17 protein-coding genes are annotated in these 16487 nt (G+C 60.8%); 9 read left to right on the top strand and 8 right to left on the bottom strand.

Annotated elements, in window-relative coordinates:
* Positions 1–32: 32 nt before the first annotated feature.
* The 5 genes from NKF26_RS06530 (at position 33) to NKF26_RS06510 (ending at position 5682) form a co-directional block, all read left to right on the top strand.
* Positions 33–737: an SDR family oxidoreductase gene (locus NKF26_RS06530; protein WP_253234106.1), complete on the top strand. Its 705-nt coding sequence runs from the start codon at positions 33–35 to the stop codon at positions 735–737.
* A 214-nt stretch (positions 738–951) separates the two neighbouring features.
* The gene (locus tag NKF26_RS06525; protein ID WP_253226034.1) at positions 952–2259 is read left to right on the top strand and encodes a sodium-dependent transporter; all 1308 of its coding nucleotides are present in this window, start codon (positions 952–954) and stop codon (positions 2257–2259) included.
* 207 nt (positions 2260–2466) lie between these two features.
* Positions 2467–3795 (top strand): sodium-dependent transporter, encoded by a 1329-nt coding sequence (locus NKF26_RS06520; RefSeq protein ID WP_253226033.1) that lies wholly within the window; start codon positions 2467–2469, stop codon positions 3793–3795.
* A gap of 92 nt (positions 3796–3887) precedes the next feature.
* Positions 3888–5432, top strand: a complete 1545-nt coding sequence (locus NKF26_RS06515) for an acyl-CoA carboxylase subunit beta (RefSeq protein ID WP_369682119.1) — start codon at positions 3888–3890, stop codon at positions 5430–5432.
* A complete protein-coding gene (locus NKF26_RS06510) occupies positions 5413–5682 on the top strand; it encodes an acc operon protein (RefSeq protein ID WP_253226031.1) in 270 nt (89 codons plus the stop codon). Before NKF26_RS06515 ends, NKF26_RS06510 begins: the two co-directional genes overlap by 20 nt.
* Positions 5683–6380: 698 nt before the next feature.
* Here the strand turns inward: NKF26_RS06510 and NKF26_RS06505 are convergent.
* Together NKF26_RS06505 and NKF26_RS06500 are read right to left on the bottom strand one after the other, a co-directional pair.
* On the bottom strand, positions 6381–6587 hold the full coding sequence (locus tag NKF26_RS06505) for a hypothetical protein (RefSeq protein WP_253234105.1): 207 nt from the start codon (positions 6585–6587) through the stop codon (positions 6381–6383).
* A gap of 449 nt (positions 6588–7036) precedes the next feature.
* A complete protein-coding gene (locus NKF26_RS06500; protein WP_253226030.1) occupies positions 7037–7909 on the bottom strand; it encodes a bifunctional 2-polyprenyl-6-hydroxyphenol methylase/3-demethylubiquinol 3-O-methyltransferase UbiG in 873 nt (290 codons plus the stop codon).
* A 389-nt stretch (positions 7910–8298) separates the two neighbouring features.
* Between NKF26_RS06500 and NKF26_RS06495 the strand changes: the two genes are divergently transcribed.
* The 3 genes from NKF26_RS06495 to NKF26_RS06485 all read left to right on the top strand — a co-directional run bounded on the left by NKF26_RS06495 (position 8299) and on the right by NKF26_RS06485 (position 11372).
* A complete protein-coding gene (locus NKF26_RS06495; protein ID WP_253226029.1) occupies positions 8299–10128 on the top strand; it encodes an acetyl-CoA carboxylase biotin carboxylase subunit in 1830 nt (609 codons plus the stop codon).
* Between the two features lie 120 nt (positions 10129–10248).
* The gene (locus NKF26_RS06490; RefSeq protein WP_253226028.1) at positions 10249–11025 is read left to right on the top strand and encodes a nucleoside phosphorylase; all 777 of its coding nucleotides are present in this window, start codon (positions 10249–10251) and stop codon (positions 11023–11025) included.
* A 71-nt stretch (positions 11026–11096) separates the two neighbouring features.
* Positions 11097–11372, top strand: a complete 276-nt coding sequence (locus NKF26_RS06485) for a hypothetical protein (protein WP_253226027.1) — start codon at positions 11097–11099, stop codon at positions 11370–11372.
* Between the two features lie 30 nt (positions 11373–11402).
* On the opposite strand, the gene NKF26_RS06480 is transcribed toward NKF26_RS06485, so the two are convergent.
* A complete protein-coding gene (locus tag NKF26_RS06480; RefSeq protein WP_253226026.1) occupies positions 11403–11666 on the bottom strand; it encodes a hypothetical protein in 264 nt (87 codons plus the stop codon).
* A 104-nt stretch (positions 11667–11770) separates the two neighbouring features.
* Between NKF26_RS06480 and NKF26_RS06475 the strand changes: the two genes are divergently transcribed.
* On the top strand, positions 11771–12301 hold the full coding sequence (locus NKF26_RS06475) for a GrpB family protein (protein WP_253226025.1): 531 nt from the start codon (positions 11771–11773) through the stop codon (positions 12299–12301).
* Positions 12302–12399: 98 nt separating this feature from the next.
* Here NKF26_RS06475 and NKF26_RS24055 read toward each other — a convergent pair whose 3' ends face one another.
* The 5 genes from NKF26_RS24055 to surE all read right to left on the bottom strand — a co-directional run bounded on the left by NKF26_RS24055 (position 12400) and on the right by surE (position 16265).
* Positions 12400–12534 carry a hypothetical protein gene (locus NKF26_RS24055; protein WP_256486704.1) on the bottom strand — a complete coding sequence of 45 codons (135 nt, stop codon included), beginning with the start codon at positions 12532–12534 and terminating at the stop codon, positions 12400–12402.
* 6 nt (positions 12535–12540) lie between these two features.
* Positions 12541–12723 (bottom strand): hypothetical protein, encoded by a 183-nt coding sequence (locus NKF26_RS06470; RefSeq protein ID WP_253226024.1) that lies wholly within the window; start codon positions 12721–12723, stop codon positions 12541–12543.
* Positions 12724–12733: 10 nt separating this feature from the next.
* The gene (locus NKF26_RS06465; protein WP_253226023.1) at positions 12734–12991 is read right to left on the bottom strand and encodes a HalOD1 output domain-containing protein; all 258 of its coding nucleotides are present in this window, start codon (positions 12989–12991) and stop codon (positions 12734–12736) included.
* Between the two features lie 98 nt (positions 12992–13089).
* On the bottom strand, positions 13090–15429 hold the full coding sequence (locus tag NKF26_RS06460; protein ID WP_253226022.1) for a bacterio-opsin activator domain-containing protein: 2340 nt from the start codon (positions 15427–15429) through the stop codon (positions 13090–13092).
* A 59-nt stretch (positions 15430–15488) separates the two neighbouring features.
* Positions 15489–16265: a 5'/3'-nucleotidase SurE gene (gene surE, locus NKF26_RS06455; RefSeq protein ID WP_253226021.1), complete on the bottom strand. Its 777-nt coding sequence runs from the start codon at positions 16263–16265 to the stop codon at positions 15489–15491.
* Between the last annotated feature and the right edge of the window lie 222 nt (positions 16266–16487).

The raw sequence follows: 16487 nt of genomic DNA, 5'->3' as shown, positions 1-16487 counted from the left end.
GTGTTTTCAGCGTTCACGCTGTGTACCGGTCCATGGACGTGAGTTTCGACTTCAGCGACGATGTCGTCCTGATCACGGGTGCGAGCGGCGCGCTCGGAAGCGCGGTCTGTGCCGCGTTCGCGGACGCCGGGGCGACGGTGTGTGCGACCGACGTGGTCGAACCGGACGAGGATTCCCCACTCGACGGCGAGCGAGTCGATTTCTACGAGGCCGACTTCACCGACGAATCGGCCGTCGAAACCGTCGTTTCGGACGTCGTCGACGACCACGGCGGTCTCGACGCGCTCATCAACATCGCGGGAACGTGGAAGGGTGGGTCACCCATCGAGGAGACGGACGTGGGGACGTTCGACCTGCTGTTCGACGTGAACCTGAAGACGATGTTCCTGGCGGCCAAACACGCGCTACCGCATCTCCAGGAGAGCGAGGGCGCGATCGTCAGCGTCAGCGCCCGAGCGTCGCTCGAAGGCGGGGAAGGGGACGGACCGTATCGGGCGTCCAAAGCGGGTGTCAGACTGCTCACCGAGACGATCGCCGAGGAGAATTCAGGTGTGGTTCGAGCGAACGCCGTGATGCCGAGCGTCATCGACACGCCCGCGAACCGGGAGATGATGCCCGACGCCAACCACGACGAGTGGGTTTCCCCAGAAGATATCGCTTCCGTGATGTGTGTGCTCTGTAGCGACGCCACGAGCGTGACCAGTGGGGCGGCGGTTCCGGTGTACGGCGAAGCCTGATCCGACCCCGAAAACATCATTACGTTTGAGGTTTTTCGGTGTCAATTAGTCTCTCAGTGGTACGATATCACGCCGCTTTGATTTCGGATTCGGCTGTTTGGTGGATTGACGAGTCATTTTCTTACACGAATATAATATGAGATAATCATTTATTCGGGTGATTAATTGACATCGTGCAGTTTATACGCATCAGTTAAGAATGGCAGGCATACACATGTCACAACGAGAAACGTGGACATCCCGAATGGGGTTCATTCTGGCTGCTGTCGGAAGCGCCGTTGGACTCGGCAACATTTGGCGATTCCCGTATATGTCTGCACAGAACGGCGGGGCGGCCTTCCTCGTGGTCTACCTCGTCGCGGCGGTTCTCATCGGACTGCCCGCCATCCTCGCGGAGTTCGTCATCGGGCGCGAGACCAAGAAGAACATCGTGGACGCGTTCAGAAACCTCGGTGGGCCAGTCGCAGGAATCATCGGACTCCTCGGCCTGTTCACTGGGTTCTGGATTCTGTCGTACTACAGCGTCGTCGGTGGATGGGTCATCCAGTACATCCTCGGGAGTTGGACCGGCGCGTACTTCGGCGACCCCTCCCAGTACTTCGGACAGATTTCGGCGGGTACTGGAACGATACTGTTCCACTTCGTGTTCATGGTACTCGTCGTGGTTATCGTCGCGCTGGGTGTCGAGAAAGGCATCGAGATGGGGACAAAAATCATGGTTCCGTCCATCGCCATCCTGATGGTCGGACTCGCCCTGTGGGCGTTCACCCTCGACGGCGCTGCAGCGGGCTACGACTACTTCCTCTCCCCTGACTTCGGCGTCATCGTGGACAATTACCAGTCCATCATCCCCGCCGCCGTGGGACAGGCGTTGTTCTCGCTCTCGCTCGGGATGGGGGCGATGGTGACGTACGCGTCCTACTTGGACGGTGACGACAACCTTCTCACCGACGGACTCAGCATCGTCGGCTTGAACTCCTTCATCGGCGTTCTCGCCGGATTCGTCGTCTTCCCGCTCCTGTTCGCACAGAGCATCGACCCCGGTGAGGCCGGCGCGGGTGCGGTGTTCATCACCCTCGCAAAGGCGTTCGCGAAACTACCGGCGGGGAAGATAGTCGGTCTCGTGTTCTTCGTCATCCTGCTCATCGCGGCGCTTTCGTCGGCGATTAGCCTCCTCGAAGTGGTCGTCTCGTACTTCGTGGATAACTACTCGCTCAGTCGGCCGGTCATCACAGTCATCGTCGGCGTCATCGTGTTCGCCCTCGGTGTCCCGTCGGCGCTGAGTCTCGACACGTTCACCATGTTCGACAATATCGCGTCGAACCTCCTCCTCCCCCTCGGCGTCGTGCTGACCGTCATCTTCGTCGGATGGGTGTACAGCGCGGGAGCGGTTCAAGAACTCCGACGTGGCCTCGGTAAGACCCGCGGCAACATCGGCACGATTTGGCTCACGCACCTCCGAGTGGTCGTGCTCATCGCCGTCATCGGAACGCTCGCACTGAGCCTGATGTCGTTCTTCTGAGCGTCGTCCGGCACCGGCACTGATTCTTTTTTGTCGAGTACTTAAACAGCGACGAGTAAAATCGACGAACCGTAGACAACAGTCCTGATTTCATGTCCATTCGAATCTGAAAATCGATTTCTGATGCCCCATCGCGTGTGTTAATAGCATTTTGATGGTTTCTAACCTCGAAAGTCTCATATCCCCTGGGCAAGCGAGTGCATAGCAATGGTACGTGAATCGTGGGCGAGTCGGGTCGGCTTCATCCTCGCGGCGGTGGGGAGCGCGGTCGGCCTCGGCAACGTCTGGCGCTTTCCGTGGATGACGGCCGAATACGGCGGAAGCGCGTTTCTCGTGGTCTACCTCTGTATCGTGTTGCTCGTCGGCGTCCCCGGACTCCTCGCGGAGTTCGTCATCGGTCGCCGCTCGAACCGAAACCCGGCCGGGGCGCTGGCCCGCCTCGCACCCGGAACCAAATCGTGGGGGTACGTCGGCCTGTTCGGCGTCCTCACGGCGCTCATCCTCTTGTCGTTCTACAGCGTCGTCGGCGGGTGGATCGTTCGTTACTTCGTCGCCAGCTTTTCGGGGTCGTACTTCGCCGACCCGAGCGGATACTTCGGCACCATCAGCTTCGGCTGGGAAGCCGTCGCGTTCCAAGTCGCGTTCCTCGCGCTGACCGCACTGGTCGTCCTCGGCGGGGTCCGCCGCGGCATCGAGGCCGCGACGAAGGTGATGATGCCGGTCATCGTCGTTCTGCTCGCGGTGCTCGCCGGATGGGCGATCACCCGACCCGGCGCGGGAGCGGGATTGTCGTTCTACCTCCACTTCGACCCGGCACCGATCAAGAACGACCCCATCGGGATGCTCCGCGCCGCGGCCGGACAGGCGCTGTTCACGCTCTCGCTCGGCGTCGGGACGATGATCACCTACGCCTCGTATCTGGGAGAGGACAACAGCCTCCCGTTCGACGGGAGCGTTATCGCCGTGCTGAACACCGCGGTCGGTGTCCTCGCAGGACTCGTCGTCTTTCCGCTCCTGTTCGCGTTTCAAGGCGGTCTCACGGAAGTCACGAGAGGCGGCGAGTCCGGCGCGATTTTCATGGGCGTCGCCGGAGCGTTTCGGGAGATGCCGTACGGTGAGGTCGTCGCCGTCGGCTTCTTCGCCGCCATTCTGTTCGCCGCCCTGTCGAGTTCCATCAGCATGCTCGAAATTCCCGTCGCGTATCTCGTGGACGAACAGGACGTCTCCCGGCGGAGCGCGACGCTCGGCCTCACCGCGCTGGTGCTCGTCACGGGTGCGGTCTGTGCGCTCACCCCGTCCGTGTTCACCTTCGTCGCGGGAACGCTGGTCGATCTGATGCTGACGGCCGGACTCGCCGGATTCCTCGTCTTCACAGGGTGGGTCCTCGGCAAGAACGCCCTCGCGGAGTTCGACTCCGGCGCGGGCGGGATCGCGCGGTCGCTCGGAACGCCGTGGCTGTGGGGCGTCAGGACGATTCTGCCGCTGTTCTTGCTCGTCACGCTTGGGCTGAACCTCTACTCGTTGCTGTCAGGCTGACGAAGCCTTTCCCGACACAGTACGGAAACCTTTTGCGCCCGCTGGTACTGCAATTCCGCAATGACAATGCGTCCGGGTGTTCAGCGATGACGATGGACGAGCGCATCGACGAACTACGCGAAAAACGCCGCGAGGCGGAGCAGGGCGGCGGTGAAGAGCGCATCGAGAAGCAGCACGAGCGGGGGAAGATGACGGCGCGCGAGCGCATCGACTACTTCCTCGACGACGACACCTTCAACGAGTTCGACCAACTGCGAACCCACCGAAACCACAACTTCGGCATGGAGGAAAAACAGGTCCCCGGCGACGGCGTCGTGACGGGTTACGGCGAGGTCAACGGCCGAAAGGTGTTCGTCTTTGCCCACGACTTCACCGTCTTCGGTGGCTCGCTCGGCGAAGTGTTCGCCCAGAAAGTGACGAAAGTCATGGACAAGGCGATGGAAGTCGGCGCGCCAATCATCGGCCTGAACGATTCCGCCGGTGCGCGGATTCAGGAAGGTGTCGAATCCTTGGCTGGCTACGCGGACATCTTCCACCGCAATCAGCAGGCCTCGGGCGTCGTGCCCCAAATATCGGCCATCATGGGTCCGTGTGCGGGCGGCGCGGTGTACTCGCCCGCCATCACCGACTTCATCTTCATGGTGAAGGACACGAGCCACATGTTCATCACCGGCCCGGACGTCATCGAGACGGTCACGGGCGAGGAAGTCACCTTCGAGGAACTTGGCGGCGCGACGACCCACACCGACAAGAGCGGGGTCGCCCACTTCGCCGAGAACAGCGAGGAGGAAGCACTGGACGACATCCGCCGTCTGCTCTCGTATCTCCCGCAGAACAACGTCGAGGACCCGCCGCGCTTCGACCCGTGGGACGACCCGGAGCGCCGCGACGAGGAACTGAAATCCGTCGTGCCCGACCAACCGCGCAAACCGTACGACATCACGCGCGTCATCGACGGCGTCGTGGACGAGGATTCCTTCTTCGAGGTGCAGGAAGGCTACGCGAAGAACCTCGTCGTGGGCTTCGGCCGCCTCGACGGGCGCTCGGTCGGCATCGTGGCGAACCAGCCCCGCGTCAACGCCGGAACTCTCGACATCGAATCCTCGGAGAAAGGCTCGCGGTTCGTCCGCTTCTGTGATTCGTTCAACATCCCCATCGTGACGTTCGTGGACGTGCCCGGGTTCATGCCCGGCACGGACCAGGAGCACGGCGGCATCATCCGCCACGGTGCGAAACTGCTGTACGCCTACTCCGAGGCGACGGTGCCGCTCATGACCGTCATCACTCGCAAAGCGTACGGTGGCGCGTACGACGTGATGGCAAGCAAGCACATCGGCGCGGACGTGAACTACGCCTGGCCGACCTCCGAAATCGCGGTGATGGGCCCGCAGGGTGCGGTCAACGTCCTCTACAGTTCGGAACTCGAAGAGGCCGACGACCCCGAGGCGCGCCGCGACGAACTCATCGAGGAGTACCGCGAGCAGTTCGCCAACCCGTACACGGCCGCCGACCGCGGCTTCGTGGACGACGTCATCGAACCGCAGGAGACCCGCCCGCGACTCATCGACGACCTCGACATGCTGATGAGCAAGCGCAAATCACAGCCGGAAAAGAAACATGGAAATATCCCACTCTGAGGACATCTCCCTCTCGATTCCGCCGGACGCCTCCGAGGAGGAAGCCGCCGCGATCATGGCGGCCATCAACGTCATCCTCCGCGAACGGGAAGCGGCCGCTGCGGCAGCGGAGAACGAGGAACCGGATTGGGACGGCGAGCGCTGGCAGTTCGCCGGACGGATGTCCGGATTGCAGAACCGTGATGTGCGTGTCCCGATGAACGCGCCCACGGACGCGTGGAGCGCGGCGGGGCGGACGACGCGGTTCTGATCTTCGACGCTATCGGAGGGTGTCACCCGAGTAAATCGCCGATTTGGTGCTTTTTTTGTGGTGCGAACGAACGTGATCTGCTCTCTGGGGACGGCGATCGACCAATTTCACTTCCAGTTATGGTTTCAGGAGACAATAAACCGAATTCACATGCACATGAAGGTGAAATGGTCGATATCTCTTTTTCGCACTGCTCCATATTGCACTAATAGGGATTAGCGAGAGAATTCGGCCACTGGTTCTCTTTACTCACCAGTGGCTGTCAAAAACGTCGTGCGAGATACAGGGAGCGTATCTCATAACAAGCATGCTATTTCATTAGATTTAAATGATAAACATCATATGAAGAAGTATGAGTGACTCGTTTAACCAACAATTAAATATTCTAATTGTAATATGTTCAATGATTCTTGGTATTGCTTTGACACATCTATTATTGTCTGGGTGGGGGATTTTATTCTATATATTTGCAGGAATCATTACACTTCTCATGATTGTTATTTCATTCTATTATTTGCGTCATTGAGGCGACAACAATCAGTTATAGTGGTGACCGATACACACTCTGAATCGGCTATCGGAATTTCAACTAGTCATGAAACTGCTGCATTAGGATGTATGAAGACTCCTGCGAATCATTATAAACAGACGTGGTCACACAGACAGATGCCTCCAATACACTAAGAGAGATCGTGAGTTTAGAGGATCGAGATTGAGAGAAGATTGACGGCAGTTATTCCGAACGCAAATCCGACCATACCACCGAGAAGATTGGCAGCAACACGTCCAATCGTATTCTTAAGAACACCAACGGTGGAGAGGAGGTCATTCATCAGCCTCGCAAAGCCAAGTATGAATAGGAAAACGATAGTGGTCGCAATCACATAGCCGAGAAGTTGATTCATATGCTCTTATTCGGCTAGAGAACCGGTGGATGGAAGGATTCCATGAAATCCGCTTCCCCGAGGACGGCGAAGTGACGCAATTCGCACTACAACCTCCCTATAGATATTATTGAAGGGTAGGAGTTATCCACTGCCGCTTATACTGCCCACAGGAAGTAAACCACCAAAACCGGACAAAGTCAAAGAATCGACCTCGCTGCCGTCGGACGTTCTACTTCGGTTATAGAACCAATCATTCATCTCGAAACGGGGCGAAGTCCCAGAAATCAGACTGCTTTGTATCCAATCGTTTGGAGCAATCGAACCGACCACCGATTTCAAAGAGAGTTGCACTAACTAATGCACCACGAACGATTCAGAGATTGAGAGGGATATCGGGACATGTCCACTCCCACGTAATTGAACGGCAGTGGCGAAACGCACCACAGGACGAGAAGCGCCTCCAGATACTATACTCGACACACCGCCAGCATGTGCTCCGAGAAATCGACCACCGCACGGTCCTCCCGGAGCAACTTGACGAGTCGCCGAACGTCCTCGACGGCCTCGTCGCTCGCCTCCGCTAACTCCGGTTTCATGCGGTTGGCAACGCCCTCAAGACCGACCAGTTGCTCGACTTCGAAACCGGCGTCCTCCAACTCCGCCTCGAACTCGTCGGCGCGGAAGAAGTGACACTCCGCCCAGCCTTCGCCGTTCGCATACTCGTCCACGCGCTCTTCGGTGTACTTGCCGTCCTCGGCGATGGGAACGAGGAGGCCGTGCGACCAGTCGAGGTTGAACTTGAGGATGTCGCGGATGGGCGCAAACCTGCTGATGACCGAGACGAAGACGGGTGCGTCGTCACCCGCGACCCGTCGGAGCTCGGCCATCGCGCGTGCGCGTTCGGTATCATCCACGACGTGGCTCAGGGGACCGCCGAGACAGCAGACGGCGTCGAAATCATCGTCTTCGAAACGCAAGTCTCGGACGTCACCTTTCTCCGCCGAAATCACGTCTTCGAGGCCGCGCTCGGCGGCGTTTTCGCGGGCGAGTTCGACCTGCGTCTCGCTCACGTCCACGAGGGTCACGTCGTAATCAGCGCCAGAATCCATCGGTTCTGACGAGCAGTCGGACGTGGTCCGACGACCACGCTCGGCGAGCCAAACCGCGTAGCGCCCCGCCGCGCCGCCGACGTCGAGAACGCGGCCCGATTCGGGGAGGTGTTTGTCGAGGTAGTCCACTGTATTCTCGAACTCCATGCGGGTGACGGGGTCGCGTCCCAGTCGCTCCCACTCGTTTTCGCCGTACTCGTCGTAGTAGTTTCGAGGGTTCATGTCGCTCATCGGCGGTCCTCGCTGGTTGATCGTCGGTTGGCGTTGCTGTCGATACGTCGGCCTGATCGGGTGCTGGTGTACATTTGTCGCTGTGGGGTGGTTGCTGGTCGAAGACGAGTCATCGAATCGCCCGGTTTCACCCCGAGGCCGCGTCAGCGGCGAAATCGGGACTCCACCCGGCGAAAAGCAGGTGCTGGCCCGTGATTCGGCCCAGCGGCGGGTGGAGTCGGTCGTTGCACGCCCGAGATGTCAGCGTGTGATAAGAAAAAGCTACCGCTTCGAGGGGTCGTGGGACGGAATTACCACCCGTCAACCCCTGTGTGACGCTCCCGTTGACACTCGTGGGCGACCCTGAACCGACAGAATGAGGTTACCCACCCGAATACGTTCTCACAAGAATGTTCGATAAGGTTCTGGTCGCAAATCGCGGGGAAATCGCGGTCCGCGTGATGCGCGCCTGCGAGGAACTCGGAATCGACACGGTCGCCATCTACAGCGATGCCGACCGAAACTCCGGTCACGTCCGCTACGCCGACGAAGCCTACAACGTCGGCCCGGCCCGTGCCGCGGAGTCCTACCTCGACCAAGAGGCCATCATCGACGCCGCGGAGAAGGCGGGCGCGGACGCGATTCACCCGGGCTACGGGTTCCTCGCGGAGAACGCCGACTTCGCCGCGCTGGTCGAAGCCACGGACGGCGTGACGTGGATCGGCCCGAAGAGCGAGTCGATGGAACAACTCGGCGAGAAGACGAAGGCTCGCAAGACGATGCAGGAGGCAGGGGTGCCCATCGTTCCCGGGACCACCGACCCCGTCGAGGACCCGTCGGAAGTCACGGAGTTCGGCGACGAGTACGGCTACCCCGTCGCCATCAAGGCGGAAGGTGGCGGTGGCGGCCGCGGGATGAAAGTCGTCCGCGGTCCCGAGGAAGCCGAGGACCAACTCGAATCCGCCCAGCGCGAGGGTGAGGCGTACTTCGACAACGCCAACGTCTACCTCGAACGCTACCTCGAAAACCCGCGTCACATCGAGGTCCAGATCATCGCCGACCACCACGGCAACGTGCGCCACCTCGGCGAGCGCGACTGCTCGCTGCAGCGCCGTCACCAGAAGGTCATCGAAGAGGGTCCGTCGCCCGCGCTCTCGGACGAGCTTCGGGAGAAAATCGCGGAGTCGGCCCGCGACGGTGCGGCCGCTTCCGGCTACTACAACGCCGGTACGTTCGAGTTCCTCGTGGAGGAGGACGAGACGCGCGGTCCCAGCGAACTCCTCGGCATGGACACGGACTTCTACTTCCTCGAAGTGAACACCCGGATTCAGGTCGAACACTGCGTTACGGAGTGGTTGACCGACGTCGATATCGTGAAGTGGCAGATCCGCGTCGCCGCCGACGAACCGCTCGGCTTCGAACAGGACGACGTGGAACTCGAAGGCCACGCGATGGAGTTCCGCATCAACGCCGAGAACGCCGCGAAGGACTTCGCGCCCGCGACCGGCGGGAAGCTAACGACCTACGACCCGCCGGGAGGCATCGGCGTCCGTCTCGACGATGCGCTTCGACAAGGTGACGAGCTCGTCACCGATTACGACTCCATGATCGCGAAGCTCATCGTTCACGGCGGTGACCGCGAGGAGTGTATCGTTCGCTCCAAGCGCGCGCTCGCCGAATACGACATCGAGGGAATCCCGACCATCATTCCGTTCCACCGTTTGATGCTCGACGACGAGGAGTTCGTCGCCGGGACCCACACCACGAAGTACCTCGACCACGACCTCGACGCGGAGAAAATCGAGGAGGCACAGGAGAAGTGGGGAACGACCGAATCGTCGGACGACGACGAGGAGGTCGTCGAACGCGAGTTCACCGTCGAAGTCAACGGCAAGCGCTTCGAAGTCAACCTCGAAGACCGCGGCGGCGTCGCCGCGGTCCCCGCGAACAACGGCGGCGGCGGCAGCCAGAAACCCGAGCCAGCGGGCGGCAGCAGCGACGGCGGCGAGACCGTCGTCGATGCGGAGGGCGAGACGGTGTCCGCCGAGATGCAGGGCACCATCCTCGACGTGAAAGTCGAAGAGGGTGACGAAATCGAGTCCGGTGACGTCGTCTGTGTCCTCGAAGCCATGAAGATGGAAAACGACGTGGTCGCCTCCCGCGGCGGCACCGTCACGCAGGTTGCGGTCAGCGAGGGCGAGAGCGTCGATATGGGCGACGTGCTCGTCGTCGTGGACTGAAAACGGTCGAACCGGTTTTCGGATTTTTCGAGTCGTTCGAGCCGTTGCTATCGATCTATGTCGAGTGGAATCACACATCTGCACAACACACATTACGGAATCGTGTCTCTTCACGAGGAGATGCCGTTTCCAAACCTCGCCGGAAAGCAGGACGCCGAACCATTGGTCACGCCCGCAGAGCACTCCGAGTACAAACACGCGGAGGACGAATCAGGGCTCGAACGACTGCCGAAGGCAGTCGTTCTCTGTTACAGTCGCACGCTGATGGACTACCTCACCGAGAGCTACGACGGCCAGCACGTCGGCAACTACTATGGCGACCTCTACGCCTTCGAGGACGCCGACTTCGAAGTCGGCGTCCTCGGGAACTTCGGAATCGGCGCTCCTGCTACGGCGATGCTGATGGACGAACTCGTCGCGGACGGCGTCGGGAAGTTCCTCTCCGTCGGATTCGCCGGTTGTCTGGACGAGGCCATCGGGATGGGTGAGTTCATCGTCTGCGACAAGGCCATCCGTGACGAAGGGACGTCACACCACTACGTCGAATCCGAAAAGTACGCCCACGCGAGCGACGCTCTCACCGACGAGACCATCGGAGTGCTCCGCGAGCGCGAAGAGGCGTTCCACGTCGGGCCGTCGTGGACCATCGACGCGATGTATCGGGAGACCAAGGAAGAAGTCCAACAGTACGCCGATGAGGGCGTCCTCACCGTCGAAATGGAAGCGTCCGCAGTGTTCGCCATCGCCGCCCACCGCGGAGTGGAGGCGGCGTCGATGTTCGTCGTCAGCGACTACCTCGGTCCCTCGGACTGGGAGCCGAAGTTCCATCTGACGCGGGAGGACATGCAACATCTCGGGGACACGGCCAAGGACGTTCTCGCCGCGAGTCCGAACTGAGCCGATGCTCGGCGATTGGTTCATACCATCCCGGTACATAATCGAAGACGAACCGTGGACGGCGTAGAATCATGATAGACGTTGGCGACCACTACCGACCGACGACCGACGACGACGAGAGCGGCGTCTACCGCGTCGTCGGAGCGGGAGACGACGTTGCGTTGTTGCGACTCACCGACGCTGATGGAACGCGAGTCCACTCCGGCGAGTTACGTCACTGCTCGCGGAACGCGCTCGAAACCCGGTGGGAATCGGCGAGGAATCCCGATGCGGGACTCACCCCCGGAGCGGACCTGAAGAACGTGTTATCCGGCGTGTTCTGGAGTTTCCGACGGTTTCTGCCGTAGTTCTCGCCGACACGAGACGTGCACGACGACTCATCCGAGGAGCGACAGCCCCGTCCCGAGGGCGGATAGTATCGCGCTGACGACGATGAGCGGCGTGAAGCGGTCGGATTCGAAATCGGCGAGGCCGCCGGTCAACACCTCGTAGAAGCTTCCGAACAGCATTCCGACCCCGCTGATTGCAAGCAGCCACAGGCTGATGCTGGAGTCCCCTGCCGCAAGGTCGGGAACGGAGAGCGCGGCGAACGAGAGACCGACGAGACCCAACGACGCGTAGTGGAGGAGGGCGCGGTTCATGATTCTAATTCGTCACGATCCGGGATAAATATTCCGTGAGTCACGCACGAGCGAGCATCGAATCCGGTGCGAACGTTTATTTCCGAGTTACCTATGGAAGGCGTATGGTCGGTCTGGAGCGCGGCACCGTCGAACTCGAACTGCACAGGGACGAGTGGCGACGGGAGTACGAGGCGGAAGTCGAACGGCTTCGTTCTGTTGCCGGGAGCGACGTTATCGCGTTCGAACACGTCGGCAGCACCGCGATTCCGGGCATCGTCGCAAAACCAATCATCGACATCCTCGCCGTCGTCGAGGACGCGTCTCACGCCGCGCGACTCGTTTCCGTGCTGGAGGGCCACGGCTACGAGTATCGACCGAACGACGGCGTCCCCGACCGCGCCTTTCTCGCAAAGGGTCCGCGGACGGAGCGCACCCACTATCTCTCGCTGACCGAAGCGGGAAGCGACTGTTATCGAGAATCGGTTGGGTTCCGGGACTATCTCCGGGACCATCCCGCCGTCGCGGCGGAGTACGACCGACTGAAGCGGGAGTTGGCCGACGAACACGGCGACGACAGGGCGACGTACACGGCGAAGAAGGAACCGTTCGTTCGGCACGTGCTCGAACGTGCGGAAAAAGTAGGAAAATACTGATTCTCAGCCGTCGCCGACTGTCGAACGATCCATACCGCAGAATGGTCAACGAACTATATATTCATATCCACGCACGAAATCAACCCGCAGAAAAGCCGTTACCGTCGCACGGAAACCGTCGTGCTCGAACGAATCCACGCCTGGTGATTCTCTGGGTCGTAGAACATCGCTACGGTACCGTATTCGTCCTCGTATTCGCTGTATTCTATCTCGTTGGGGGGTGTTTCGTTCATTCTCTGTTATCGGTCGTTTCGGTGTCGATTCCACTCGTTTCGGCAGGCGGGCGTACAGAACGGATACAATCGAAGCGTGCCGTTCGAGTCCGTGTCGGCGAGAACCGGATGCCACGCTTCGATATCGATGGCGTCCCCACAGACCGCACAGTTTTGCTGGTCGCCTACCACTTTGTTTCGTTCTATCACAGTTCGTCCATCAGTTCTCTTCGGTTACCTCCACCAACCCGTTGCTGTGGACTCGGACCTCATAGCCGTCCAGCACGAACTCGACACGGCCTCCTTTCGTCTGCCGATGAAAGAGCGAATCGAGCGCGTCCGGATCGATCACGTCGTACAAACAGGTCGAGAACTCGGTCGCGTCGTCGTACCCTGCCTTCTCCATTACCGCCGAAAGCACGTCGAGACTCAGCCGGTCGCCGTCTCGCAAGGGTTGTCGTTTTACTTCCGTTTCCATAGTTGCTCGGAAGGTGTACTATGTAAAGGCACTTCCAGCTAGATTGAACGTGAGGTATTACGCGGGAGGCTATCTATCTAGATACGGTCGCCGCCGGGTTACGATTGTAACAATCGCTGGAGCAGTTTCCGTTCGGCCGCTCGCAGATGGTGTTGGAACGTCGGCTGTGAGATATCGAGCGACCGACCGACCTCCTCCCCCGTGCTCTTCCGTGGCGAGTCGAAGAAACCGCTGTAGTAGGCCGTCTCCAGCACCTCCCGCTGGCGGTCGGTCAGCGTCTCCGCGAGCGTTGTATTCAGGTCGTCGGACACGACCGGCTTCTCGCGATGTCGCCGACTTCGAAGAGTGACGTCGGGGAATCGCGTTTTGATCACCTCGACGAACGTCCGAACGTCCGCGTTCGTCGGGAGCCTGACGACCATGGTTCCGGGAAGGGGACCGACCACGAACGCCTCGGGAACCGCACCGTGGTCGAGGAGCGTCCCGATGAAACTCGAATCCGTCAACGTCGCGGCGAACAGCGACGCGCCGTTTCGGGCGCTCACCTGTTCTATGTCGATCACTTCCAGCGACTGGGCCGCGACGGTCGACACGTCGTCGGCCGGAACGTCGCGGACGGTAAAGAACGTCGTCACCGTGCCGTCCGACGTCGAGACGATACCCGTGAATTCGACGCGGCAATCCAACTCCGTCGCGAGTTCCACGAAGAACACCCCGGGGTCGCCGATTTCGAATTCGAGTTCGACTACCTCGCCGCTCGTCAACGCCTTTTTCGTCTCGACGGCGTTGATCGCGTACGCGATCGTTTGGCTCACGTCTTCGAGGACGGCCCGTTCCAGTTCGTCGAACGTCCGTGGCTGGTCGGAGTAGACCGAAAGCACGCCGTACACCGCGTCGCCGTAGCGGAGCGGGAGCGCACAGGACGACCGGTATCCCCGCTTCAGCGCCTCGCTCTGCCACTGTTCGGAGAGCGATCCACGGAGGACGTCCTGAACGACCTGTGCGCGCCCGGTTCGGAGCGCGGTCCCCGCGGGGTCGGCGGTCTCGTCGCTCGTGTTGATGGTAATCGCGTCGAGGTACCCCCGTTCGACGCCCGCCGATTCGTGCGGAACGACGGTTGCCGTCGCCGGATCATCCACCCCGATCCAGGCGAATCGATACGGTCCGCCACTGGTCAGGCGGCTACAGACGGCGACCTCGATTTCCTCTCGCGTTCTCGCTTCCACGAGCGCCCGGTCGATGCGCCGAATCCCTTCGTTCAGTTCGTTGAGTCGTTCGAGCGCCGCGTTCTGTCGGCGGAGCGTCGTCTCCTGTTCCTCCAGTCGACGCTGACGCTTTGCCCGCCCGAGGGCCGACTCGACGGCGGCGGCACAGAGTTCGGCGATGTCGAGCGCCGCGTCGCCGGTGATCGACGTGATTAATACCCCGTATGTCCCGAGCGGCAGCGAAACCAATTCGCCGTCGAAACGGGCCTCGTTCTCGGTAAACGAGGTCCACGCGATGCCGTCCCCGTCCAGTACCTCGTCCGGCAGCGGGCCGCCATCGCTCGTCTCCGCCTCCGGGAGGAGCGCGCCCGTGGAGTCGTCGTACAGCGCGATGGTCGTCTTCGGGAGGTGTAACGACTGCTCGGCCGCCTCGACAGCGACGGTACACACTTCGTCCGACGTTTCCGAATCCAACAGTTCCCGTGTGACGTCCGAGAGTGCGGCGAGGGCGTCCTCGTGTCGTTTCCGTCGGGTTACGTCCGTCGCAACGCCGATAACGCGTTCGACCGCCCCCGCCGCGTCGAACACGGGTTGATACACGATGTCGTAGATCGTCCCCTCCATTTCGCTGGTCGCACACACCAACTCGCCCGAGAGCGCACGACGGCAGTTTTCGAGGATGTCGGGGTGGTCCTCGTATCGGTCGTCGATCGATTGGCCGATGAGTTCCTCGGAGTCCAATCCTGCGGTCTCCACCCCGCGTCCCTCCGCGAGTTGGAACGTCCCGTCGGTATCGATGACGAAGAAGATCACGGGAACGTTGCGGACGATCATCTCGTAGCGTTCGACTTCCGACTCCCGTTCGTGGCGCTCGGTCACGTTCATGTGAGCGACCACGACGTACGTATCCTCGCCCTCGGTCACGTCGACGGCGCGCATCACGAACCACCGGCGTTCGTCGGGCGAATGGCACGGGTATTCGAGGCTGAACTCGGACCGATCACCCGCCAGGATGGCACGAATACCTGCCGCTACCTCGTCTGCAGTCCGGTCGTCGGCCACGTCACACACGTCGAGATAGTTGACGCCGAGCGTCGTGTCCGTGAGACCGTTTCCTCGGCCGAACTCCTCCCACGCCTCGTTCGTGGCGATGATCGTGCCATCCCCGTCGAGAACCGCGACGTTCACCGGGAGTACGTCGAGTGCGAGTTGATCGATATCGGTACGACTCACGGTATTCTCACCCCCCGCTCATCATGCCAAATTAGGCTTCTGCGGGTAAAACGGTGGCGCTAGAAACGGTACTCCGTCACCAACTCGTCTAGCGATTCGTGTCGATGCGTCGTGTGCGGTGCGGTCAGTGGAGAGACGCTGACTTTCCCCTCGAACACCGCATGGCGGTCGGTTCCTTCGGCGTCGGGGAGCGTCTCGTCGCCCATCTGCTCCCACGTCCGGTCGTGGAGCGTAATCACGCCCGCCTCGTTGGTCGTGTCCATGTCGTAGACGTGCGACGGCCGCGTGACTTCCATCGGGACCGACTCGCCGTTCGGCATGGGTGCGTTGACGTTCAGGTACTCCGCCCCTTCGAACACGCCGGATTCGAGTGCGTGTTCGGCCAGATAGGTCGCGGCGTCGGCCGCCACGTCGTACTCCTCGATGCTCGTATCGTAGGGCCAGAGGTGATTGGGAACGTGAAGCGAGACGGCGATGGACGGCACGTCGAAGAAGGCGGCCTCGACTGCGGCGCTAACGGTGCCGGAACGCCCGAGGACGTAGGCCCCGAGGTTCGCCCCGTTGTTGCACCCCGAGACGACGAGGTCGGGGTACGGTCCGATTTCGGTCAATCCGGCGACCACGCAGTCGGTCGGAGTCCCCGTGATCGCGTAGCCGATTTCGTGCTCCTCGACTTCGACCTCGTAGGACATCGCCCGCCCGACCGCGCTCTGGTCCGTCGCGGGTGCGACGGTGGTCACGTTTCCGACCTCCTGCAGGCTCTCGTACAACGCTCGGATACCGGGACTGTCGATGCCGTCGTCGTTCGTCAGAAGAATCTCCAGCGAATCGCCCATAAAGTGGTGGTAGGAACGGGAACGCAAAAGTACTCCGCTCGGCCGCAGTGAGACCGCCACCGATCCGGACGGAATCATCAGGGAAGCGACTGTGTCGAGGGGACTTTGATATTTGAAAGGTGATAAATGAACGTATTCCCACGGGAACACCCCACGACGCTCGGGGTGCCATTCTCTCTACCGTAGTATTTCGTTAGTGGTGGCGTATTCATGGGATATTAT

The sequence above is a fragment of the Haladaptatus sp. AB618 genome, from assembly GCF_024136965.1.
Classification (GTDB): Archaea; Halobacteriota; Halobacteria; order Halobacteriales; family Haladaptataceae; genus Haladaptatus.
This window is presented reverse-complemented; position numbering and strand designations above follow the sequence as displayed.

What these genes read in the sequence shown, in the direction of transcription:
- NKF26_RS06530 (WP_253234106.1), top strand. Translation starts at nt 33, where the DNA reads ATGGACGTGAGTTTCGACTTCAGCGACGATGTCGTCCTGATCACGGGT.
- NKF26_RS06525 (WP_253226034.1), top strand. Translation starts at nt 952, where the DNA reads ATGTCACAACGAGAAACGTGGACATCCCGAATGGGGTTCATTCTGGCT.
- NKF26_RS06520 (WP_253226033.1), top strand. Translation starts at nt 2,467, where the DNA reads ATGGTACGTGAATCGTGGGCGAGTCGGGTCGGCTTCATCCTCGCGGCG.
- NKF26_RS06515 (WP_369682119.1), top strand. Translation starts at nt 3,888, where the DNA reads ATGGACGAGCGCATCGACGAACTACGCGAAAAACGCCGCGAGGCGGAG.
- NKF26_RS06510 (WP_253226031.1), top strand. Translation starts at nt 5,413, where the DNA reads ATGGAAATATCCCACTCTGAGGACATCTCCCTCTCGATTCCGCCGGAC.
- NKF26_RS06505 (WP_253234105.1), bottom strand. Translation starts at nt 6,587, where the DNA reads ATGAATCAACTTCTCGGCTATGTGATTGCGACCACTATCGTTTTCCTA.
- NKF26_RS06500 (WP_253226030.1), bottom strand. Translation starts at nt 7,909, where the DNA reads ATGAGCGACATGAACCCTCGAAACTACTACGACGAGTACGGCGAAAAC.
- NKF26_RS06495 (WP_253226029.1), top strand. Translation starts at nt 8,299, where the DNA reads ATGTTCGATAAGGTTCTGGTCGCAAATCGCGGGGAAATCGCGGTCCGC.
- NKF26_RS06490 (WP_253226028.1), top strand. Translation starts at nt 10,249, where the DNA reads ATGCCGTTTCCAAACCTCGCCGGAAAGCAGGACGCCGAACCATTGGTC.
- NKF26_RS06485 (WP_253226027.1), top strand. Translation starts at nt 11,097, where the DNA reads ATGATAGACGTTGGCGACCACTACCGACCGACGACCGACGACGACGAG.
- NKF26_RS06480 (WP_253226026.1), bottom strand. Translation starts at nt 11,666, where the DNA reads ATGAACCGCGCCCTCCTCCACTACGCGTCGTTGGGTCTCGTCGGTCTC.
- NKF26_RS06475 (WP_253226025.1), top strand. Translation starts at nt 11,771, where the DNA reads ATGGTCGGTCTGGAGCGCGGCACCGTCGAACTCGAACTGCACAGGGAC.
- NKF26_RS24055 (WP_256486704.1), bottom strand. Translation starts at nt 12,534, where the DNA reads ATGAACGAAACACCCCCCAACGAGATAGAATACAGCGAATACGAGGAC.
- NKF26_RS06465 (WP_253226023.1), bottom strand. Translation starts at nt 12,991, where the DNA reads ATGGAAACGGAAGTAAAACGACAACCCTTGCGAGACGGCGACCGGCTG.
- surE (WP_253226021.1), bottom strand. Translation starts at nt 16,265, where the DNA reads ATGGGCGATTCGCTGGAGATTCTTCTGACGAACGACGACGGCATCGAC.